This window comes from Bacillus sp. AP8 (assembly GCF_000321185.1).
In the GTDB taxonomy this organism is placed as follows: domain Bacteria; phylum Bacillota; class Bacilli; order Bacillales; family DSM-1321; genus Bacillus_AD; species Bacillus_AD massilioanorexius.
Map to the genome: position 1 here is coordinate 39,582 of NZ_CAPG01000091.1, position 20,897 is coordinate 60,478.

Below are 20,897 nucleotides of genomic sequence, written 5' to 3' on the forward strand. Positions count from 1 at the left end.
GAGGGCATCTCATGCAAGCTAAAGCTGTTGCTAATACAGTTCGTATCGCTCCTCGTAAAGTTCGTCTAGTGATCGATCTAATCCGAGGAAAGCAAGTTGGCGAAGCAGTAGCAATTCTTCGTCATACTCCAAAATCTGCATCACCAGTAGTAGAAAAGTTATTAAAATCTGCTATGGCAAATGCTGAACATAACTACGAAATGGATGTAAACAATTTAGTAGTGAAAGAAGCTTATGTAAACGAAGGACCAACTTTAAAACGTTTCCGTCCTCGTGCACAAGGCCGTGCTAGCGCAATTAACAAACGCACAAGTCACATTACTATCGTGTTATCAGAAAAGAAGGAGGGATAAACTGTGGGTCAAAAGGTAAATCCAAATGGTTTGCGTGTCGGAATTATTCGTGACTGGGAATCAAAATGGTTCGCTAACGATAAAGACTATGCAACTCTTTTACATGAAGACTTAAAAGTACGTGAATATATCGCGAAACGTTTAAATGACGCTTCAGTTTCTAAAGTAGAAATTGAACGTGCTGCTAATCGTATCAACATTTCTGTTCACACTGCAAAGCCAGGAATGGTGATCGGTAAAGGTGGTACAGAAGTTGAAGCACTTCGCAAAGCGTTAAACCAATTAACTGGTAAACGCGTACACATCAACATTATCGAAATTAAGAAAGCTGACCTTGATGCAAAACTAGTTGCTGAGAATATCGCTCGTCAACTAGAAAACCGTGTATCATTCCGTCGTGCTCAAAAACAATCAATCCAACGCACAATGCGCGCTGGTGCTAAAGGTATCAAAACAATGGTTTCTGGTCGTCTTGGCGGTGCTGATATCGCACGTTCAGAACAATACAGCGAAGGAACTGTTCCACTTCACACACTTCGCGCGGATATAGACTATGCTCACGCTGAAGCTGATACTACTTACGGTAAGCTTGGTGTTAAAGTATGGATCTATCGTGGAGAAGTCCTTCCTACTAAGAAGAAATCCGAGGAAGGAGGAAAATAATCATGTTAATGCCTAAACGCGTTAAATATCGTCGCGAACACCGCGGTAAAATGAGAGGCCGTGCAAAAGGTGGCCAAGAGGTTCATTTCGGTGAATATGGTCTTCAAGCTTTAGAAGCTTCATGGATCACTAACCGTCAAATCGAAGCTGCTCGTATTGCAATGACTCGTTACATGAAACGTGGCGGTAAAGTTTGGATTAAAATTTTCCCAAGCAAGCCATACACTGCTAAACCTTTAGAAGTCCGAATGGGTTCTGGTAAAGGGGCTCCAGAAGGATGGGTAGCTGTTGTTAAACCAGGAAAAGTAATGTTTGAAATCTCAGGTGTATCTGAAGAGATCGCTCGTGAAGCATTACGTCTTGCTATGCACAAACTTCCTGTAAAATGTAAGTTTGTGAAACGAGAAGAAAATGGTGGTGAATCAAATGAAAGCTAATGAAATTAAAGACCTTACCACTGCTGAAATTGAACAAAAAGTAAAATCACTAAAAGAAGAATTATTTAATCTTCGTTTCCAGTTAGCTACTGGACAACTTGAAAATACTGCACGCATCCGTGAAGTGCGCAAATCGATCGCTCGTATGAAAACAGTTGTTCGTCAAAGAGAGATCAGTGCCAACAATTAATATTCGAGAGGAGGTTTGCTGAATGAGTGAACGCAATCAACGTAAAGTCTACCAAGGTAAAGTTGTTTCCGATAAAATGGATAAAACAATTACTGTTCAAGTAGAAACTTACAAGACACATTCTCTATACGGTAAACGCGTGAAATATACTAAAAAGTTCAAAGCTCATGATGAAAACAACGAAGCTAAAATGGGCGACGTAGTTAAAATCATGGAAACTCGTCCGCTTTCTGCAACTAAACGTTTCCGTCTTGTAGAAGTAGTAGAAAAAGCTGTTATCATTTAATTCAATTCTGTTCGGATAAAGTAAATTCCGAAAGGAGGTCTCGTACATGATTCAACAAGAATCACGTCTAAAAGTCGCTGACAATTCAGGTGCTCGTGAAGTTCTTACTATTAAAGTTCTTGGTGGTTCTGGCCGTAAAACAGCTAACATCGGTGATGTCATCGTATGTACTGTAAAACAAGCAACACCAGGTGGCGTTGTTAAAAAAGGTGATGTAGTCAAAGCTGTAGTTGTACGTACTAAATCAGGCATGCGTCGTGCTGATGGTTCTTACATCAAGTTTGACGAAAACGCATGTGTAATTATCAAAGACGATAAAGGTCCTCGTGGAACTCGTATCTTCGGACCAGTTGCACGTGAACTTCGTGACAACAACTTCATGAAGATCGTTTCATTGGCTCCAGAAGTATTATAAAGTAAAAACTCGTAAAGGCCTTTCAAGGAGGTGCGAAACGCATGCATGTTAAAAAAGGTGACAAAGTAGTAGTCATCTCTGGTAAGGACAAAGGAAAACAAGGTGTTATCCTAGAAGCTTATCCGAAGAAAAACCGTGTATTGGTTGAAGGTGTTAATATCGTGAAAAAGCATTCAAAACCTTCTCAAGTAAATCCACAAGGTGGAATTATTTCTCAAGAAGCTGCTATTCACTGTTCAAACGTAATGCCAATTGATCCTAAAACAGGAGCTCCAACACGTGTTGGCTACAAAACAGTTGACGGTAAAAAAGTCCGTGTTTCTGTAAAATCGGGTGAATCCTTAGATAAATAAGTAATAAATGAAGGGAGGTACTCTATATGAACCGCCTAAAGGAAAAGTATACAAAAGAAATCGTTCCTGCTCTTATGAGCAAGTTTAATTATACATCTGTAATGCAAGCTCCTAAAGTTGATAAAATCGTTATCAACATGGGTGTAGGTGATGCTGTAGCGAATGCTAAAGCTCTTGACAACGCAGTGGAAGAATTAAGCCTAGTTACAGGTCAAAAACCTGTTGTAACTAGAGCGAAAAAATCAATAGCTGGTTTCCGTCTACGTGAAGGTATGCCAATCGGTGCTAAAGTTACTCTTCGTGGAGAGCGTATGTACGAATTCCTAGACAAACTAGTTTCAGTTTCTTTACCACGTGTACGTGATTTCCGTGGTGTTTCCAAAAAATCATTTGATGGTCGTGGAAACTACACACTTGGTGTAAAAGAACAATTAATCTTCCCTGAAATTGACTACGATAAAGTAAGTAAAGTTCGTGGAATGGACATCGTAATCGTTACTACGGCAAACACTGATGAAGAATCACGTGAATTACTTACTCAATTAGGAATGCCATTCCAAAAGTAATCAAAAAAAATAGGGAGGCGTAAACATGGCTAAAAAATCAATGGTCGTGAAACAAAAGCGCACTCAAAAGTTTAAAGTACAAGAATATACTCGTTGTGAACGCTGTGGTCGTCCACACTCTGTATACCGTAAATTTAAGCTTTGCCGTATTTGTTTCCGTGAACTTGCATATAAAGGACAAATTCCTGGCGTGAAGAAAGCTAGCTGGTAAAACCCGATTTTGGGAAGGAGGTAAATATAAATGGTCATGACAGATCCAATTGCAGATATGCTTACTCGCATCCGTAACGCTAACATGGTGCGTCACGAGAAGCTTGAGCTACCTGCTTCTAAGATTAAAACAGACGTTGCTGAAATCTTAAAACGTGAGGGCTTCATCCGTGATGTAGAACTTATTGAAGACAACAAGCAAGGTATCATCCGTATCTTCTTAAAATACGGTTCAAATAATGAACGTGTAATTACTGGTTTAAAACGTATTAGCAAACCTGGTTTACGTGTATATGCTAAGGCTGGAGAAGTACCTCGTGTACTTAACGGATTAGGTATCGCTATCGTTTCAACTTCTCAAGGCGTAGTAACTGATAAAGAAGCTCGCGCTAAGAAAATTGGTGGAGAAGTACTAGCTTACGTTTGGTAATAATTTTTTTCACGAATGGAGGTGCACTAAATGTCTCGTATAGGTAAAAAACCAATTGAGGTTCCAGCTGGAGTTACAGTTACTGTTGATGCTAACAATCACGTTACTGTAAAGGGACCTAAAGGCGAATTAACTCGTTCTTTCAGTCCAGATATCACTATTACTCAAGAAGAGAACGTGCTTACATTAACACGTCCTTCTGATTCTAAAGAACATCGTACAATTCACGGTACTACTCGTGCTGTACTTGCTAACATGGTTGAAGGTGTTTCTAAAGGATTTGAAAGAGGTCTAGAGCTTATCGGTGTTGGTTACCGTGCTCAAAAACAAGGAACTAAATTAGTTCTTAATGTTGGATACTCTCACCCAGTAGAAATCGAACCAGAAGCAGGAATTGAAATTGAAGTTCCTTCTAATACAAAGATCATCGTAAAAGGTACGAACAAAGAACGTGTTGGTGCATTAGCTGCTAATATCCGTGACGTTCGTCCACCAGAGCCTTATAAAGGTAAAGGTATTCGTTACGAAGGCGAATATGTACGTCGTAAAGAAGGTAAAACAGGTAAGTAAGCCGCATAGGTTGACGAAAGGAGTGACGTAAATGATCACGAAGCTTGACAAAAATTCAGTTCGCCAAAAAAGACATGCGCGTGTACGTGCAAAACTTTCTGGTACTGAAAGTCGTCCTCGTTTAAATGTGTTCCGTTCAAACAAACACATTTATGCACAACTAATTGACGATGTGAACGGTGTAACTCTTGCAAGTGCTTCTACAATTGAAAAAGACCTAGGTCTTGAAAGTACTAGCAACATCGAAGCAGCACAAAAAGTTGGCGAAATCATTGCTAAGCGCGCAGTAGAAAAAGGATATGCATCTGTGGTATTTGACCGCGGAGGATACCTTTTCCATGGTCGTGTAAAAGCATTAGCAGATGCTGCTCGCGAAAACGGCTTAGAATTTTAATGGATAAGGAGGGACAAACAAACATGCGTCGTATTGATCCTAATAAATTAGAACTTGAAGAACGCGTAGTTACAGTTAACCGCGTAGCTAAAGTTGTGAAAGGTGGACGTCGTTTCCGTTTCACTGCATTAGTTGTTGTTGGTGACAAAAATGGTCATGTTGGTTTCGGAACTGGTAAAGCACAAGAAGTACCAGATGCAATCCGTAAAGCAATTGATGATGCTAAGAAAAACTTAATTACAGTACCTATGGTTGATACAAGTATTCCTCACCAAGTTGTCGGAACTTTTGGTGCAGGTAATATCTTATTGAAACCAGCTGGAGCAGGTACTGGGGTTATCGCTGGTGGTCCAGTTCGTGCGGTACTTGAATTAGCTGGTATCAGTGATATTCTTTCTAAATCACTAGGCTCTAACACTCCTATTAACATGGTTCGTGCAACTGTGGATGGATTAAAGCAATTAAAACGTGCTGAGGACGTAGCGAAATTACGTGGTAAATCAGTAGAAGAACTGTTAGGATAAGGAGGGAAAAATAATGGCTAAAAAATTAGAAATTACCCTCACTCGTAGCTTAATTGGTCGTCCAAACGATCAACGCGTGACAGTAAATACACTGGGATTACGTAAAATGCATCAAACAGTTGTTCTAGATGATAATGCTGCTATTCGCGGTATGATTAATAAGGTTTCTCATCTTGTTACTGTCAAAGAACAATAATTCTATTTTTTTCTTAACAAGGAGGTGCCAATATGAAACTTCATGAATTAAAACCATCCGAAGGATCACGCCAAGAACGTAAACGTAAAGGTCGTGGTATCGGATCAGGTAATGGTAAAACAGCTGGTAAAGGACATAAAGGGCAAAACGCTCGTTCTGGTGGCGGTGTACGTTTAGGATTCGAAGGTGGTCAAACACCATTATTCAGACGTTTACCAAAACGTGGATTTACGAATATTAATCGTAAAGAGTTCGCAGTTGTAAACCTAGATACTTTAAATTGCTTCGAAGACGGAACAGAAGTAACTCCAGCTCTTCTAGTTGAAGCGGGTGTTGTGAAGAAAGAGAAAGCAGGAATCAAAATTCTTGCTAACGGTAAATTAGAGAAAAAACTTACTGTTAAAGCTCACAAATTCTCATCTGCTGCTAAAGAAGCGATTGAAGCTGCTGGCGGTCAAACTGAGGTGATTTAATGTTTCAGACAATCTCCAATTTTATGCGCGTGGCTGAAATACGAAACAAGATCATCTTCACTTTACTTATGTTGATCGTATTCCGTATTGGTACATTTATACCTGTACCACATGTTAATACTGAATTTTTGCAAGCTCAAGATGAAGTTAGTGTGTTCGGGGTTCTGAACACATTTGGCGGAGGAGCTCTTCAAAACTTCTCTATTTTCGCTATGGGTATAATGCCATATATTACAGCATCCATTATCATTTCATTATTGCAAATGGATGTTGTACCTAAATTTACAGAATGGTCTAAGCAGGGTGAAGTTGGTCGTCGTAAATTAGCTCAGTTTACCCGCTATGGAACGATTGTACTAGGATTCATTCAAGCACTCGGTATGTCATATGGTTTTAACAATATGGCAGGCGGGATGATGATTACTAATCCTGGAATTACAACGTACTTGTTAATAGCACTAGTATTAACAGCTGGAACAGCCTTCTTAATGTGGCTTGGAGAACAAATCACAGCAAAAGGTGTAGGTAATGGAATCTCTATTATCATCTTTGCTGGTATCGTATCGGGTCTACCAACTATTGCAAACCAGATATATGCTCAACAATTTGAAGATGCCGGAGATCAGCTATTCCTACGAATTGTAACAGTTGCCTTAATAGTAATTGCTGTTATCGCAATAATCGTGGGTGTAATTTTCATCCAACAAGCTTTACGTAAAATTCCTATCCAATATGCTAAGCGTACTGCTGGTCGTGCTCCAGTTGGAGGACAATCCACACATTTACCATTAAAAGTAAATGCTGCAGGTGTTATTCCTGTAATTTTCGCAGTGTCGTTTATCGTTACACCTCGTACAATTGCTAGCTTCTTTGAGCAAAACGATGTAACACGTTGGATAGATAAAATATTCGACTATACTCATCCAATTGGAATGGTCTTGTATGTTGCTTTAATTATTGCTTTCTCTTATTTCTATGCTTTCGTTCAAGTTAACCCTGAACAAGTAGCAGAGAATTTAAAGAAACAAGGTGGCTATGTACCTGGTATCCGACCTGGTAAGAATACAGAAGAATATTTAAAACGTGTATTGTCTCGTCTTACATTTGTTGGTGCTTGGTTCCTAGCATTGGTTGCAGTATTACCGGTATTCTTCATTAAGTTTGCTGGTTTACCACAGTCGGTGCAAATTGGTGGAACAAGTCTACTAATCGTGGTAGGGGTTGCCCTTGAAACGATGAAAGGCTTAGAAGCTCAACTGGTAAAACGTCATTACAAAGGATTTATTAAATAATTGGTTTGGGAACAACTTACGTTCCCAATACCCATTATAGAGTTTGAGGGGGAAGATTAATGAATCTCGTTCTTATGGGGCTTCCGGGTGCAGGCAAAGGTACTCAAGCTGAAAAAATTGTAGAAAAATATAATATCCCTCATATCTCAACTGGAGATATGTTCCGTGCAGCTATTAAAGATGGAACGGAACTTGGCTTACAAGCTAAATCATTCATGGACAAAGGCGAATTAGTTCCTGATGAAGTAACTATCGGTATAGTTCGTGAAAGATTAGGCAAAGACGATTGCAAAAAAGGCTTCCTTTTAGATGGATTCCCACGTACAGTTGCTCAAGCTGACGCATTAGAAAACATCCTTTCTGATTTAAAACGTCCTATTGACTACGTAATTAACGTTGATGTAGATAAAGACATTTTAATGGAAAGATTAACTGGAAGACGTATTTGTAAAGAGTGTGGAGCTACGTATCATCTTGTATTTAATCCTCCTACTAAAGAGGGTGTATGTGATCGCTGTGGCGGAGAGCTTTACCAACGTGCTGACGATAATGCTGAAACAGTACAAAATCGTTTAGACGTTAACTTGAAGCAAACAAAGCCTCTTTTATCTTTCTATGAAGATAAAGGAACTTTGCGCAACATTAATGGTCAACAAGATATTAATGTAGTGTTCCAAGATGTTGAAAAACTTCTTGGGGGCTTACAAGCATGATCATTTGTAAAACCCCACGCGAAATTGAAATTATGCGTCATGCTGGAAAGATTGTTGCTTTAACTCATCAAGAGTTAAAAAAACATATTGTACCTGGCATAACAACGAAAGAGTTGGATACAATTGCAGAAAACTTTATTCGTAAACATGATGCAATCCCTTCATTTAAAGGGTATAATGGTTTTCGCGGCAGTATATGTGCTTCTGTAAACGAAGAACTTGTTCACGGAATCCCAGGCAAGCGCATCTTGAAAAATGGTGATATAATTAGTGTCGATATTGGCGCTAAATATCAAGGTTATCACGGTGATTCTGCTTGGACATATGCTGTAGGTGAAATTGACGAAGAAACACAAAGACTCTTAGATGTTACCGAAGAGTCATTATATAGAGGTTTGGAAGAAGCTAAGCCAGGCGTGCGTCTTTCAAATATCTCCCATGCCATTCAAACTTTTGCTGAGGCAAACAATTTCTCCATTGTTAGAGAGTATGTTGGTCACGGTGTTGGTCAAGACTTACATGAGGACCCTCAAATTCCTCACTATGGTCCACCCAACAAAGGTCCTCGTTTAAAGCCTGGTATGGTGTTAGCTGTAGAACCTATGGTAAATGCAGGTAGCAGATATGTTAAGACTTTAGAAGATGACTGGACTGTCGTCACTCAAGATGGAAAAATGTGTGCTCATTTCGAACATACGATAGCAATAACTGAATCTGGTTATGAAATATTAACAAAGATTTAGTCCTATTCGTACGAAAACAACATTTTGTATGGTTATAATCAATAAGACGAAAGGTCTTAAAGAAGGGAGAAAACTTAAATGGCTAAAGATGATGTAATTGAAATTGAAGGCACTGTCACTGAGACTTTGCCAAACGCAATGTTCAAGGTAGAATTAGAAAACGGTCATACTATATTAGCTCACGTTTCAGGTAAAATCCGCATGCACTTTATTCGTATTCTACCTGGCGACAAGGTAACTGTCGAGCTTTCACCGTATGACTTAACTCGCGGACGAATCACTTACAGATTCAAATAATCTAAGTTACACTCCGATCTATATAAGGAGGTTAGGTACTAATGAAAGTGAGACCATCAGTTAAACCTATTTGCGAAAAGTGTAAAGTTATTCGCAGAAAAGGTAAAGTAATGGTTATTTGTGAAAACCCTAAACATAAACAAAAACAAGGCTAATTAAAGAGGAGGTGCACACCATATGGCACGTATTGCTGGTGTTGATATTCCACGTGACAAACGTATTGTCATTTCATTAACATATATCTACGGTATTGGTAAAGCTACAGCTCAAAAAATCTTAGCTGAAACTGGTATCTCTGAAGATACTCGCGCTCGTGACTTAACGGAAGATGAATTAAACAAAATCCGTGAAGCGATCGATAAGTTAAAAGTAGAAGGTGACCTTCGTCGTGAAATTTCATTAAACATCAAACGTTTAATGGAAATTGGTTGCTACCGCGGTCTTCGTCACCGTCGTGGACTACCTGTTCGTGGTCAAAATACTAAAAATAATGCTCGTACACGTAAAGGACCTCGTCGTACAGTAGCTAACAAGAAAAAATAATTAATTTGTAAAGGAGGTTACTATTCATGGCACGTAAGACAAACACTCGTAAACGTCGTGTGAAAAAGAATATTGAAAACGGTATTGCACATATCCGTTCAACATTCAATAACACAATCGTTACAATCACTGACGCACACGGAAACGCAATCGCTTGGTCAAGCGCAGGTGCACTAGGATTCAGAGGATCTCGTAAATCTACTCCATTCGCAGCTCAAATGGCAGCTGAAACAGCAGCTAAAGCTTCTATGGAACACGGTTTAAAATCTTTAGAAGTAACAGTTAAAGGACCTGGTTCTGGCCGTGAAGCTGCAATTCGTGCACTTCAATCAGCTGGTTTAGACGTTACGGCTATCAAAGACGTAACTCCAGTTCCACATAACGGATGCCGTCCACCAAAACGTCGCCGTGTATAATTTTTCTGTATAGAATTTGTATCTCTGTCTATAATGGGATATGATACAATCAATGAAATATTACAGAATCATTAATTTAGTTGTTGCGCACAGTCGGGAACAATTACATGGGGAATTACGGTTAGAACATGTTTTTACAGGCTAGCCGAAGTTTTGACGTTTTGAAGGAGGGTTTATTAAATGATTGAAATAGAAAAACCAAAAATCGAAACGGTTGAAATCAGCGATGACAGCAAGTATGGTAAATTTGTCGTCGAGCCACTTGAGCGTGGGTATGGAACAACTTTGGGTAACTCCTTGCGTCGTATTCTTTTATCCTCACTCCCAGGTGCTGCTGTCACATCTATTCAAATTGACGGTGTGATGCATGAGTTCTCAACAATTGAAGGCGTTGTAGAAGATGTAACTTCTATTATTCTTAATGTGAAAAAAATTGCTCTTAAAATTTATTCAGATGAAGAAAAAACGTTGGAAATTGATGTACAGAGTGAAGGAGCGATCACTGCAGCAGATATTACGCATGATAGTGATGTGGAAATTCTAAATCCAGATTTACACATTGCGACTGTAGGCAAAGGCGGTCACTTGCGTATGAGATTAACTGCACGTCGTGGACGTGGTTATACTCCTGCAGATCAAAATAAAAGAGATGATCAACCAATTGGTGTGATTCCAATCGATTCTATTTACACTCCTGTTGCACGTGTATCTTATCAAGTTGAGAATACTCGTGTAGGGCAAATGACAAACTACGATAAGCTTACACTTGATGTATGGACTGATGGAAGCACAGGTCCAAAGGAAGCAATTGCCCTTGGATCAAAGATTTTAACAGAGCACTTAAATATCTTCGTTGGACTTACTGATGAAGCACAAAATGCTGAAATTATGGTTGAAAAAGAAGAAGATCAAAAAGAAAAAGTTCTTGAGATGACGATCGAAGAATTAGATCTTTCTGTTCGTTCTTACAACTGCTTGAAGCGTGCTGGTATCAATACCGTTCAAGAGCTTGCTCATAAAACGGAAGAAGATATGATGAAAGTACGTAATCTAGGACGTAAATCACTTGAAGAAGTGAAAGCGAAACTAGATGAGCTAGGTTTAGGTCTTCGTAAAGACGACTAATACTAGAGAAGAAATTATTTACTCTTGTAATTTAATGAACCAGCATAGATAGATAATAATTTCAACAAAGGAGGGAATCTCTCAATGGGTTACAGAAAGTTAGGACGTACTAGTTCTCAACGTAAGGCATTATTACGTGATTTAGCAACTGACCTAATCGTTTTCGAACGTATCGAAACTACTGAAGCTAAAGCGAAAGAATTACGCTCTGTAGTGGAAAAAATGATCACGCTTGGTAAGCGCGGTGATTTACACGCTCGTCGTCAAGCTGCTGCATTTATCCGTAAAGAAGTTGCTAACGAAGAAACTGGTCAAGATGCACTTCAAAAACTATTCAGTGATATCGCACCTCGTTATGAAGATCGTCAAGGTGGATACACTCGTATTATGAAAATGGGTCCTCGTCGTGGAGATGGAGCACCAATCGTAGTAATCGAGTTAGTATAATAATAACTATAAAAAGGGTAGGGACAGTTGAGAACTAACTAGTTCTTACCCTTTTTTTATACCAGTACTGCTTTATCTTATAAGGGTAAAAGTCAGTACATTCAGAAATACGCAAATAGAGTGTAACGATGGCTACATATTATAATATGTTTCACGTCTAGCTCTCGCACCCCTCCTAGCTCCTGATTAGGAATATAGGCATTTGACTTTATGAAAAAGCAATGAGTAACGCTGCTATTCGACTGAGGAACGATTGTTTCCTTTAGGAGGGGTGCAGCGTTTTTTTATAGAGAAAAATAATTTAGTATAGAAACCATCTCTTCTAGCTCCTTTTAATAGAACAGAAAGTATAAAGTATGTTACTGTACATAATATCTAACATTATAGTGAAATGTTTTTTAAAGATTACACATTTCAATTTGACTTACATCTAGACTCATTTGCAAAAGCATTATAAACTTTTAATAGCTAGATATAAGAGATTAGCTGAGACTAGAATAGAAAAGCAGAGATTAGGGGGAACTAGCATGAGCAATAAATTAGTAAAAGTTGAAAATGTCTCCTTTAAATATGAAGGCCAGGAACAACGTGCGCTAAATAACGTTACTCTTTCTATAAATGAAGGAGAATGGCTTGCCATTGTTGGACATAATGGTTCTGGGAAATCTACATTAGCTAAGTTGTTAAATGGTCTCCAATTTCCAGTAGAGGGACAAATTGTCGTAAAGGATCAAGTATTATCAGAAGACACCGTTTGGGACGTTCGCAAGGAAATTGGGATGGTCTTTCAAAATCCCGATAATCAGTTTGTTGGAACAACAGTACAAGATGATGTGGCTTTTGGTTTAGAAAATAATGGGATACCGCGTGATGTTATGGTAGAACGCGTAAAATGGGCTTTAGAAAGTGTAAAAATGGATGCATTTCTTGATCAAGAGCCGCACCATCTTTCTGGTGGACAAAAACAAAGAGTGGCCATTGCTTCAGTATTAGCTTTGCAACCAAGTATTGTAATACTAGACGAAGCTACCTCTATGCTAGATCCACGTGGAAGAGCAGAAGTGATTGAAACAGTTAGAAAATTAAAAGAAAACAAAGCATTTACAGTTGTGTCTATCACACATGATTTAGAAGAGGCTTCAAAAGCAGATCGTATAATCGTTATGAATGGTGGACAGGTATATCGAGAAGGAACGCCTAATGAAATTTTTCAATTAGATCAAGAATTAACGGATATTGGATTAGACATTCCTTTTTCCATAAAACTCTCTAAGGCTTTAGCCAATAATAATGTCGCCATTTCCGATCAATATTTATCATATGAACAGTTGGTGAAAGAGCTATGCGCATTGAATTAAGAGATGTAGAATACCGCTACCAAGTAGATACACCTTTTGAAAGAATGGCTATTCATGATATAAATCTCGATATTTCTCCAGGAAGCTATTTGGCTGTTATTGGACATACAGGTTCAGGTAAATCAACATTGCTTCAGCATTTAAATGGTTTATTGCGACCAACTAAAGGTGAAATACAAATTGGTGATAGAGTTATATCAGCTGGGAAAAAAGAAAAGAATTTGAAATCTATCCGGAAGCGTGTAGGGATTGTGTTTCAATTCCCTGAGCATCAATTATTTGATGAAACGGTCGAAAAGGATATTGCTTTTGGACCAATGAACTTTGGGATTTCTGAGGATGAAGCGAAGAAATTAGCGAGAGAGTCACTAAAATTAGTAGGTTTACCCGAAGAGATTCTTCAAAAATCTCCCTTTGATTTATCAGGAGGACAGATGAGAAGAGTAGCCATTGCAGGAGTTTTAGCAATGGAACCGGATGTTATTGTATTAGATGAACCTACTGCAGGTTTGGATCCCCGTGGTCGTAAAGAAATAATGGATATGTTTGCAGCATTACACAAAGAACGAGGACTATCTACCATCTTGGTTACACATAGTATGGAGGATGCCGCAAAATATGCAGATGAAATTGTGATTATGCATAAAGGAACCATATATAAAAAGGGTACACCATACGATATTTTTTCACAGCCAGAGCAATTAATTGAATTAGGGTTGGATGTTCCTGAAACAGTTCGTTTTCAGTTAACACTTCAAAAGGAAGCAGGATATCGATTTGATCAGCCTTGTTTATCAATTGAATCTTTAGCAAAAGATATAGCAGACGTTATGAAAAGGGGGACGAGCTCATGATGGAAAGTATGATTATTGGTCGTTATGTGCCGTCTGATTCCATTATTCATAAAATGGATCCTCGCTCAAAATTAATGCTCGTTTTCTTTTTTGTATGTATTGTCTTTTTAGCTAATAACGTTGTTACTTATGGAATTTTAGGTGTATATACGCTGATTTTAATCATGTTATCTAAAATTCAACTTCGTTTTTTAATTAACGGTTTAAAACCGATTCTCTTTATCATTGTCTTTACGTTTTTGTTGCATATTTTCTTCACGAAAGAAGGAGATATTCTATTTGATTTAGGTTGGCTTAAAGTATATGAGGGAGGGCTAAAACAGGGGATATTTATCTCATTGCGTTTTACGTATTTAATTCTTATTACAACTCTACTTACTTTATCAACCACACCAATTTCATTAACAGATGGTTTAGAGAAATTATTAAACCCATTCAAGAAAGTGAAATTACCCGTACATGAATTAGCCTTAATGATGTCTATTGCTCTTCGTTTTATTCCGACGTTAATGGAAGAGACCAGCAAGATTATGAAAGCTCAAACTGCTAGAGGTGTCGATTTTTCATCAGGTCCTATTAAGGATCGTGTTGGGGCTATCGTTCCTTTATTGGTTCCGTTGTTTGTTAGTTCGTTCAAACGAGCAGAGGAATTAGCGATTGCAATGGAAGCCCGAGGGTATCGTGGTGGAGAAGGTCGCACTAAATATAGATTACTACATTGGGGAATGGCTGATACATTGCTGATCCTTTCTTTAGTAATACTAACTGTCATTTTATTTTATTTTAGAACATAGGAGTTATATGCATGCAAAGAGTTAAATGTATTGTTTCTTATGATGGAACATTATTTTCTGGATACCAAGTACAGGTAGATAAACGTACGGTTCAAAGAGAAATTGAAAAAGTACTTGCAACTATGCATAAGCGTGATGTAAAAGTTACAGCATCTGGACGAACAGACGCTGGAGTTCATGCATATGGACAAGTTATTCACTTTGATACGTCTTTAACCATGCCACCAGAAAACTGGGTGAAAGCGTTAAATACCATGCTTCCAGATGATATTGCGATTGTATCGGCTGAATATGTTTCAAGTTCCTTTCATGCGAGATATGGTGCAAAAGGAAAAGAATATCGCTATGTAATAGATCTCAGCCCTATACGTGATCCGTTGAAAAGAAATTATACATTTCACTATCCTTATCCCATCGATAAGGAACGCATTGAAGAAGCTATACCATATTTATTAGGGACTCATGATTTTACAAGCTTTAGTTCAGCAAGAACAGATGTTGTCGATAAGGTTCGGACCATTTATCGCATCGATTGTAAACAAGAAGGAACAGAACTTACACTTTGTTTTTCTGGAAATGGCTTCTTATACAATATGGTGAGAATTTTAACGGGTACACTTATCGAAATTGGAGCAGGTAGAAGAGAACCAGAAGATATGAAAGAAATTATAGCTAGTCACAATCGAGCAGCTGCTGGGAAAACAGCACCACCACAAGGGTTGTATTTATGGGAAGTGTATTACTAGTTTGAAGTCTAGGTGTAGATGATCCTTAAGAAACTACTTATAAATCTGTATAACATGTACTTGACATTAGGGTTAAATACAGATAATATAATATGGTATGTATTTTATTTAATCCCACGATGAGCCCCGGAAGAGTTTTTCGTGATTGTAAATAAATAATTAAATTCTTTTCATATTATTAGGAGGTAAAATAATGCGTACGACATTCATGGCGAAAGCAAATGAAATCGATCGTAAATGGTACGTTATTGACGCTAAAGGCCAAACTCTTGGTCGTCTTGCTAGCGAAGTAGCTTCTATTTTACGTGGTAAAAATAAACCAACATTCACACCGCATGTTGATACTGGTGATCATGTAATTATTATCAACGCTTCAGAAATTCACTTAACAGGTAAAAAGTTGACTGACAAAATTTATCGTCGTCACACAATGCACCCAGGTGGATTGAAAGAAAGAACTGCTCTTGAAATGAGAACAAACTACCCAGAGAGAATGTTAGAACTTGCTATCAAAGGCATGCTTCCAAAGAACTCTCTTGGACGTCAAATGTTTAAAAAATTACACGTATATGCTGGCGCTGAGCACAATCAACAAGCTCAAAAACCAGAAGTATACGAATTACGCGGATAATTTTTAAAGGAGGTTACTATCTTGGCACAGGTTCAATACTATGGCACAGGTCGTCGTAAAAGTTCTGTAGCACGCGTACGTTTAGTACCGGGTGAAGGACGTATCGTTATTAACGGACGTGAAATCAATGAGTATTTCCCATTCGACACACTTATTTTAGTTGTAAAACAACCATTAGTAGCTACTGAAACTACTGGAAGCTACGATGTTCTTGTAAACGTATCTGGTGGAGGTTTCACTGGTCAAGCTGGTGCAGTACGTCACGGTATCGCTCGTGCGTTACTTCAAGCTGATCCTGAATTCCGTCCAGCACTTAAATCTGCAGGATTATTAACTCGTGATGCACGTATGAAAGAGCGTAAAAAATACGGTCTTAAAGGTGCTCGTCGTGCTCCTCAGTTCTCAAAACGTTAATTTTTATATTATCGTTTCGAAGACTCTCGAACCATTGGTTCGGGGGTCTTTTTTTGTGCTTTTTTGACAATAGCTGGTCTTTATTAAAACTTAGCACTAGTGTTTGCATCTGTTAGCATAGCTGTATAGGGCGCGGTATGTTAAGTAGTAGAGAAGTAGTATATCTTGAAATGCTTGAGTGTTAATTTAAGCTAATAGACTCATTTGTAAACGTATTTCCATTTGATACCATATATAGATAGGCATACTTTTTTATTTTGCCATATGGATATATACATAAAAAACAGGTAGTAATGAATGTCCTATTCATCCTTTTTTAGAATCATAGCTTAAGGAGAAAAATGGACAGTTCATATAATGGAAAAGTTATTTGTCAGAAGTAGCTGGCAAACAGAGTGCTTAATGAAAATCAAAATTAGTTGAACTGCTGAAATTCACTTTGCTGAACGGTGTTGCTGCGGAAAGAGTATGGATTGAAATAGAGAGAAAAGAAAGGGTGGAAAGAGTATGACCCAGGAGATGAAAATTCATTATGGAGATGTCGAAACGGCGGTCTCCAAAATAGAGAATGCCTCAGATGCATTTGAGACAACTTTAATTAAAGATATAGCTAGCGGAAATGAGTTAGATGTTGTAAAAAAATTAAATGAATTGAACTCCATGTTAGAAGAAGTAGGTCTAGCTTATAAGAAAGTGTTAAAAGAAAACAATCAATCTGTGATAAGGTCCATACATAATATTGAAACAGCAGATCAAAGCCTTTCATCCTCGATCATGGCACGATAGGAGGCAAAGGAAATTCCATGAAGATACTTGATTCTCAATCTTTACATAATGGCATCGATGACTTACTAAAGAAAACCAGTTTACAAATTGATCAGCTTCATGAATTGGAGAACACTATAGAATATTTTTCGAATCTTGATCATTCTTTTAACGGTTTAGGAGGAAAAGCGATACGGTCCTTTTATTCAGACTGGCATGAATCAATCTTAACGTTCTATATGAATACGTTAAAAAACTATAATCGATTTTTAATAAAGCTTAAAGATGCTTCTAAGGATTTAGAATCAGATTCAGACGGGTTTATTCGTCAAAGCTTTATTGAAGGAGAGTTAACGAATGGATTAAGTAAAGTGAAATCTGTCACAACTGAGCTTGTAGACGAAACAAACAACACGATAGACAGTGTGAGTGATATTGTTTTTCTTCCAAGACTTAACGATCAACAATTCCATAGCGACATTCATAGAGCAAATAAAGAAATGGACCAAACGATTGAGGATCTAAATACTTTTGACAGAACGTTAACAAATGAACTAAACACTGTAGAACAAGACATCCAGTTAATGAAGGATTACGTTAATGAAATACAAGGGATGTTTAGAAGTGGAGAGTTTAGTATTGAGAAGTATAGTGTCGATCAGCTTAAGGAAAAACCGAATTTTTCTAAGTTGAATGATGAATTAGCTGAGAGCAAATTAATGTCTATTGGTCAAATGCTGACCGCTCCTTTTGACGCTATGAACAAGCATATGAGCACAGGTGATACCATATTAGCTGGATATCAAGCCATTTCTACTATAACTACTCTTGCTGCTACTAGTAAACTAAACGTCCATTATTTTGGAAAGACGCCGACACTTTGGACGAAATTAAAAGGCAAGTATGAATTTACTGTTAAAACGGACCCTTCATGGACAAGTAAGGGGAAGCATAGTTCAAAGCTTGCTAAGTGGTTACTTGACTTTTCAAGAGCGCCTATTCCTTCAAATCCAGCAATGAAAATGCTACAACAATTTGTAAAATCCTATAATAGTCCTGCACATCTTTTTAAACATTTGGCTGGATTCCCGAAAAACTTTGATCGAATATCTGGAAAAGAATTCATGAAAGGCAATCAAGTAAGAATGTCCGATGGTACAAAGGAAGTGGTAGGGAAAACAATAACCAAAAGTGGTTTTGCAAAAGTTGGTAGAAGAATTCCTGTTGTAGGTACTGGCATATCTGTAGTAGCAAATTCAGGGGAATTTTTTTCTGGAGGAAATAGAACTTTTTCTGAAAGATTTGGTCGCTTTTGGGGTGGAGTAGCTGCAGATGCGGCATCAATAGCTATAGGTGCAAAAATAGGAGCATCAGTAGGAAGTATAGGTGGTCCAGTTGGTGTAGTTGTTGGTGGAGCTGTCGGTGCGTTTGTTGGTGGAATAGCTAGTTCTAAAATTGGAGATATAGCAAAAGATTTTGGTGGGAAGATTGGTAAAGAGGTTGGCAAATTTTCAGAAGAAATTGGGTCTACGATTAAAGATGCTGGTGGGAAGCTTAAAAAATCTATTGTTAGTTGGTTTAATTAGAAACATGCATTTGGTGTCAATAATAGAGAATCATGGTAGAGAGGTTAAGATATGGAAGAAAGCATTTATTTTTTCAAAGTTATGATTAGTTGCCTTTTAGGTGTTCAGAGTGTTTCAGTATTCTTATTTCTTACAGTAGAATGGGCAATGGTAGATTTTTATAAATTAGGTACTTTCGATAAACCAGAATCTGTAATTGATAAGATAACTAACTTTTTTATGAAATTATTTCTAGGATCAGGTTATTTTTTTTATAACAAATTTCGAAAACATACTTGGATATTAAGAAAACTTTATATGTTGTTTGCTTGGGTTGTACAAGGTATTCTTTTCATCATTATTTTTAATTTAATTACTATACCCCTTGATTTATTTTTAAAATAATATATATAAATTCAAACAGATTTAGCAAAAGAAATCATAGACTTACCATCTCTTTAAAGGAGCACTAAATGTTAGAAGAAATCTTATATGTTTTTAAAATGCTATTCGGTTTCTTTTTATGTATACAATGGGCATCAGTACTAATATTTCTTATAGTAGAATGGGCAATGGTGGATTACTATAAATTTGGGACTTTTGAGGACCCTGAATCTATAGTTGATAATGTTCAGAATTTCGCGATGAATTTAATCCTAGGTACAGGTTTTTATTTTTATAGTAAGTTTAGTAAACGAAATTGGTTTGTAAGAAAACTTTATATGTTCATTACTTTAATTGTACTAGGTATTCTTTTTATCATTATTTTTAATGTAATTACTATACCGCTCGATTTCCTTTTCGGGTTATTTTCGTGAAATTTAAATAGATACAGTGGAATAGATTGTTTACTTATCATCTCATTAAAGACGCACTAGATGATAGAAGAAATAATATATGTTTTGAAAATGTTGTTTGGCTATTTTTGGTGTATACAGCCTGCTTCAGTAACACTTTTCTTATTTTTTGAATGGGCAATGGTGGATTATTATAAGTTGGGTACCTTTGAAAATCCTGAAACAATATTTGATAAAATTACAAATTTTTTTATGAAGTTGTTTCTGGGGTCTGGTTATGTTATTTATAGCAAGTTTAGTAAGCATAATTGGTTTGTTAGAAAGTTTTATATGCTCGTAGCACTAGTTGTACAAGGTATCGTTTCCATTATTATTTACTTTATTATTACACTACCACTAGATTTAATTTTTAAATAAATTTGAAACATAGGGACGTGACAATATGAAGCACGTATTAACCTGTACTACTGAAGAACTAGCCATAATGGTAAGTGTAAGTGGACATCCTAGCATCGCAAAAGGTATAGCTGAGGCATCTATGGGTAGTAAATCGGAAAAAGAATGGGTTGCTATTATGGAAGCAACGGTACACCAACTCATTATGAAGCAAATGTGGGATGAGGAACAAGATGATAAAGGAGTAACACCTTTATTACCAGAAACTACACAATTTATTGAAAAGTACGTAGGATCAAAGCGAATGATTCGCTGCTCGAATGCTCCTCAGAAATCTGTATTGATGCTACATCATTATCAAGAGGATGATTGGCTGTTTCATTTAATAGACAGGGATATCATTCATGAGTTTGCAATCATCTCTTCTTCTGAAATAAAAGAAATAATAAAGGAATACTATGGTATCTCCTTTCTACAATACGGTGGAGAGCAAACTTTTTCACTAACGGATAAAGCATTTGATTGGATTAGTAATCCTAAAAAAATTGACAAGGTCCGAAAAAGCTCCATGTTTACTCAAAAAGAAGAAGATAGTTTCAATCTTTTTGTAGAAGATTTACACACATTTGATTGGACACTATTTAATATTTCGAATTTTAGTATTGTCACTTTAGAAGACGAAATGTATTTAGAAAATATTTTGTTCTTCCTCCCTTCTAAACGAGGTGTTTGGATTTCGGAATATACGGATGATACAAAAACACCTGTACATATTTATTTAGCAGACGATGAAGAATGGAATACAATTTTAACTGGAATTGGTGATTGGGTCGACTATCAAATACAGAATCAATAAGATAGATATGGAAGAATCTTACCAGAGGGTGAGGTTCTTTTTTATTATTTATGAAATGATAAAATGTTGGCCGGTGGGTAGTTTG

At 37.3% G+C, this 20,897-nt stretch carries 36 protein-coding genes; all 36 read left to right on the forward strand.

Going from position 1 to position 20,897, the window contains the following annotated elements:
* The first annotated feature begins 11 nt into the window (after positions 1 to 11).
* Entirely contained in the window at positions 12 to 353 is a 342-nt protein-coding gene (gene rplV / locus BN349_RS21505) for a 50S ribosomal protein L22 (RefSeq protein ID WP_019244381.1), read from the forward strand.
* Between the two features lie 3 nt (positions 354 to 356).
* The gene (gene rpsC, locus BN349_RS21510; protein WP_019244382.1) at positions 357 to 1,016 is read left to right on the forward strand and encodes a 30S ribosomal protein S3; all 660 of its coding nucleotides are present in this window, start codon (positions 357 to 359) and stop codon (positions 1,014 to 1,016) included.
* A gap of 2 nt (positions 1,017 to 1,018) precedes the next feature.
* Complete coding sequence (rplP, locus tag BN349_RS21515; protein ID WP_019244383.1) at positions 1,019 to 1,453, forward strand: 50S ribosomal protein L16; 435 nt, start codon at positions 1,019 to 1,021, stop codon at positions 1,451 to 1,453.
* Positions 1,443 to 1,643 carry a 50S ribosomal protein L29 gene (gene rpmC, locus BN349_RS21520; protein ID WP_019244384.1) on the forward strand — a complete coding sequence of 67 codons (201 nt, stop codon included), beginning with the start codon at positions 1,443 to 1,445 and terminating at the stop codon, positions 1,641 to 1,643. The genes rplP and rpmC overlap by 11 nt, the downstream gene beginning before the upstream one ends.
* 22 nt (positions 1,644 to 1,665) lie before the next feature.
* Positions 1,666 to 1,929, forward strand: a complete 264-nt coding sequence (gene rpsQ / locus BN349_RS21525) for a 30S ribosomal protein S17 (protein WP_019244385.1) — start codon at positions 1,666 to 1,668, stop codon at positions 1,927 to 1,929.
* Positions 1,930 to 1,975: 46 nt separating this feature from the next.
* On the forward strand, positions 1,976 to 2,344 hold the full coding sequence (gene rplN / locus BN349_RS21530) for a 50S ribosomal protein L14 (RefSeq protein WP_019244386.1): 369 nt from the start codon (positions 1,976 to 1,978) through the stop codon (positions 2,342 to 2,344).
* 41 nt (positions 2,345 to 2,385) lie between these two features.
* Positions 2,386 to 2,697, forward strand: a complete 312-nt coding sequence (gene rplX / locus BN349_RS21535; RefSeq protein WP_019244387.1) for a 50S ribosomal protein L24 — start codon at positions 2,386 to 2,388, stop codon at positions 2,695 to 2,697.
* A gap of 26 nt (positions 2,698 to 2,723) precedes the next feature.
* Positions 2,724 to 3,263 (forward strand): 50S ribosomal protein L5, encoded by a 540-nt coding sequence (gene rplE, locus BN349_RS21540; RefSeq protein ID WP_019244388.1) that lies wholly within the window; start codon positions 2,724 to 2,726, stop codon positions 3,261 to 3,263.
* A gap of 25 nt (positions 3,264 to 3,288) precedes the next feature.
* On the forward strand, positions 3,289 to 3,474 hold the full coding sequence (locus BN349_RS21545; protein ID WP_019244389.1) for a type Z 30S ribosomal protein S14: 186 nt from the start codon (positions 3,289 to 3,291) through the stop codon (positions 3,472 to 3,474).
* Between the two features lie 30 nt (positions 3,475 to 3,504).
* Positions 3,505 to 3,903, forward strand: a complete 399-nt coding sequence (rpsH, locus tag BN349_RS21550; RefSeq protein WP_019244390.1) for a 30S ribosomal protein S8 — start codon at positions 3,505 to 3,507, stop codon at positions 3,901 to 3,903.
* A 30-nt stretch (positions 3,904 to 3,933) separates the two neighbouring features.
* Entirely contained in the window at positions 3,934 to 4,473 is a 540-nt protein-coding gene (gene rplF, locus BN349_RS21555) for a 50S ribosomal protein L6 (protein ID WP_019244391.1), read from the forward strand.
* Positions 4,474 to 4,504: 31 nt separating this feature from the next.
* Positions 4,505 to 4,867: a 50S ribosomal protein L18 gene (gene rplR / locus BN349_RS21560; RefSeq protein WP_019244392.1), complete on the forward strand. Its 363-nt coding sequence runs from the start codon at positions 4,505 to 4,507 to the stop codon at positions 4,865 to 4,867.
* 23 nt (positions 4,868 to 4,890) lie between these two features.
* The gene (gene rpsE, locus BN349_RS21565) at positions 4,891 to 5,391 is read left to right on the forward strand and encodes a 30S ribosomal protein S5 (RefSeq protein ID WP_019244393.1); all 501 of its coding nucleotides are present in this window, start codon (positions 4,891 to 4,893) and stop codon (positions 5,389 to 5,391) included.
* Between the two features lie 13 nt (positions 5,392 to 5,404).
* Positions 5,405 to 5,587, forward strand: a complete 183-nt coding sequence (gene rpmD, locus BN349_RS21570) for a 50S ribosomal protein L30 (protein WP_019244394.1) — start codon at positions 5,405 to 5,407, stop codon at positions 5,585 to 5,587.
* A gap of 32 nt (positions 5,588 to 5,619) precedes the next feature.
* The gene (gene rplO, locus BN349_RS21575) at positions 5,620 to 6,060 is read left to right on the forward strand and encodes a 50S ribosomal protein L15 (protein WP_019244395.1); all 441 of its coding nucleotides are present in this window, start codon (positions 5,620 to 5,622) and stop codon (positions 6,058 to 6,060) included.
* A complete protein-coding gene (gene secY / locus BN349_RS21580; RefSeq protein WP_019244396.1) occupies positions 6,060 to 7,352 on the forward strand; it encodes a preprotein translocase subunit SecY in 1,293 nt (430 codons plus the stop codon). Before rplO ends, secY begins: the two co-directional genes overlap by 1 nt.
* 59 nt (positions 7,353 to 7,411) lie before the next feature.
* Positions 7,412 to 8,065: an adenylate kinase gene (locus BN349_RS21585; protein ID WP_019244397.1), complete on the forward strand. Its 654-nt coding sequence runs from the start codon at positions 7,412 to 7,414 to the stop codon at positions 8,063 to 8,065.
* A complete protein-coding gene (map, locus tag BN349_RS21590; protein WP_019244398.1) occupies positions 8,062 to 8,808 on the forward strand; it encodes a type I methionyl aminopeptidase in 747 nt (248 codons plus the stop codon). The genes BN349_RS21585 and map overlap by 4 nt, the downstream gene beginning before the upstream one ends.
* Before the next feature lie 78 nt (positions 8,809 to 8,886).
* Positions 8,887 to 9,105 carry a translation initiation factor IF-1 gene (gene infA / locus BN349_RS21595; RefSeq protein ID WP_019244399.1) on the forward strand — a complete coding sequence of 73 codons (219 nt, stop codon included), beginning with the start codon at positions 8,887 to 8,889 and terminating at the stop codon, positions 9,103 to 9,105.
* A gap of 41 nt (positions 9,106 to 9,146) precedes the next feature.
* Positions 9,147 to 9,260, forward strand: a complete 114-nt coding sequence (gene rpmJ / locus BN349_RS21600) for a 50S ribosomal protein L36 (RefSeq protein ID WP_003156543.1) — start codon at positions 9,147 to 9,149, stop codon at positions 9,258 to 9,260.
* A 22-nt stretch (positions 9,261 to 9,282) separates the two neighbouring features.
* Positions 9,283 to 9,648 carry a 30S ribosomal protein S13 gene (rpsM, locus tag BN349_RS21605; RefSeq protein WP_019244400.1) on the forward strand — a complete coding sequence of 122 codons (366 nt, stop codon included), beginning with the start codon at positions 9,283 to 9,285 and terminating at the stop codon, positions 9,646 to 9,648.
* 26 nt (positions 9,649 to 9,674) lie between these two features.
* On the forward strand, positions 9,675 to 10,064 hold the full coding sequence (gene rpsK / locus BN349_RS21610) for a 30S ribosomal protein S11 (protein WP_019244401.1): 390 nt from the start codon (positions 9,675 to 9,677) through the stop codon (positions 10,062 to 10,064).
* A 180-nt stretch (positions 10,065 to 10,244) separates the two neighbouring features.
* On the forward strand, positions 10,245 to 11,189 hold the full coding sequence (locus tag BN349_RS21615; RefSeq protein WP_019244402.1) for a DNA-directed RNA polymerase subunit alpha: 945 nt from the start codon (positions 10,245 to 10,247) through the stop codon (positions 11,187 to 11,189).
* A gap of 84 nt (positions 11,190 to 11,273) precedes the next feature.
* Complete coding sequence (gene rplQ / locus BN349_RS21620) at positions 11,274 to 11,636, forward strand: 50S ribosomal protein L17 (RefSeq protein ID WP_019244403.1); 363 nt, start codon at positions 11,274 to 11,276, stop codon at positions 11,634 to 11,636.
* Positions 11,637 to 12,163: 527 nt separating this feature from the next.
* Positions 12,164 to 12,994: an energy-coupling factor ABC transporter ATP-binding protein gene (locus tag BN349_RS21625; protein ID WP_019244404.1), complete on the forward strand. Its 831-nt coding sequence runs from the start codon at positions 12,164 to 12,166 to the stop codon at positions 12,992 to 12,994.
* Entirely contained in the window at positions 12,979 to 13,848 is an 870-nt protein-coding gene (locus BN349_RS21630; RefSeq protein WP_019244405.1) for an energy-coupling factor ABC transporter ATP-binding protein, read from the forward strand. Before BN349_RS21625 ends, BN349_RS21630 begins: the two co-directional genes overlap by 16 nt.
* On the forward strand, positions 13,845 to 14,642 hold the full coding sequence (locus BN349_RS21635; RefSeq protein ID WP_019244406.1) for an energy-coupling factor transporter transmembrane component T family protein: 798 nt from the start codon (positions 13,845 to 13,847) through the stop codon (positions 14,640 to 14,642). The genes BN349_RS21630 and BN349_RS21635 overlap by 4 nt, the downstream gene beginning before the upstream one ends.
* An 11-nt stretch (positions 14,643 to 14,653) precedes the next feature.
* The gene (truA, locus tag BN349_RS21640; RefSeq protein ID WP_019244407.1) at positions 14,654 to 15,388 is read left to right on the forward strand and encodes a tRNA pseudouridine(38-40) synthase TruA; all 735 of its coding nucleotides are present in this window, start codon (positions 14,654 to 14,656) and stop codon (positions 15,386 to 15,388) included.
* Positions 15,389 to 15,581: 193 nt separating this feature from the next.
* A complete protein-coding gene (rplM, locus tag BN349_RS21645) occupies positions 15,582 to 16,019 on the forward strand; it encodes a 50S ribosomal protein L13 (protein ID WP_019244408.1) in 438 nt (145 codons plus the stop codon).
* Positions 16,020 to 16,040: 21 nt separating this feature from the next.
* Positions 16,041 to 16,433: a 30S ribosomal protein S9 gene (gene rpsI / locus BN349_RS21650; RefSeq protein WP_019244409.1), complete on the forward strand. Its 393-nt coding sequence runs from the start codon at positions 16,041 to 16,043 to the stop codon at positions 16,431 to 16,433.
* Between the two features lie 507 nt (positions 16,434 to 16,940).
* Positions 16,941 to 17,219 carry a DUF5344 family protein gene (locus BN349_RS21655; protein ID WP_019244410.1) on the forward strand — a complete coding sequence of 93 codons (279 nt, stop codon included), beginning with the start codon at positions 16,941 to 16,943 and terminating at the stop codon, positions 17,217 to 17,219.
* Between the two features lie 17 nt (positions 17,220 to 17,236).
* A complete protein-coding gene (locus tag BN349_RS25140) occupies positions 17,237 to 18,784 on the forward strand; it encodes an LXG domain-containing protein (protein WP_019244411.1) in 1,548 nt (515 codons plus the stop codon).
* 51 nt (positions 18,785 to 18,835) lie between these two features.
* Positions 18,836 to 19,168, forward strand: a complete 333-nt coding sequence (locus BN349_RS24555; RefSeq protein ID WP_019244412.1) for a hypothetical protein — start codon at positions 18,836 to 18,838, stop codon at positions 19,166 to 19,168.
* A 68-nt stretch (positions 19,169 to 19,236) separates the two neighbouring features.
* A complete protein-coding gene (locus BN349_RS21670; protein WP_019244413.1) occupies positions 19,237 to 19,581 on the forward strand; it encodes a hypothetical protein in 345 nt (114 codons plus the stop codon).
* Between the two features lie 60 nt (positions 19,582 to 19,641).
* Positions 19,642 to 19,977 carry a hypothetical protein gene (locus BN349_RS25145; protein ID WP_019244414.1) on the forward strand — a complete coding sequence of 112 codons (336 nt, stop codon included), beginning with the start codon at positions 19,642 to 19,644 and terminating at the stop codon, positions 19,975 to 19,977.
* A 25-nt stretch (positions 19,978 to 20,002) separates the two neighbouring features.
* Positions 20,003 to 20,812 (forward strand): hypothetical protein, encoded by an 810-nt coding sequence (locus BN349_RS21680; protein ID WP_019244415.1) that lies wholly within the window; start codon positions 20,003 to 20,005, stop codon positions 20,810 to 20,812.
* Positions 20,813 to 20,897 lie beyond the last annotated feature (85 nt).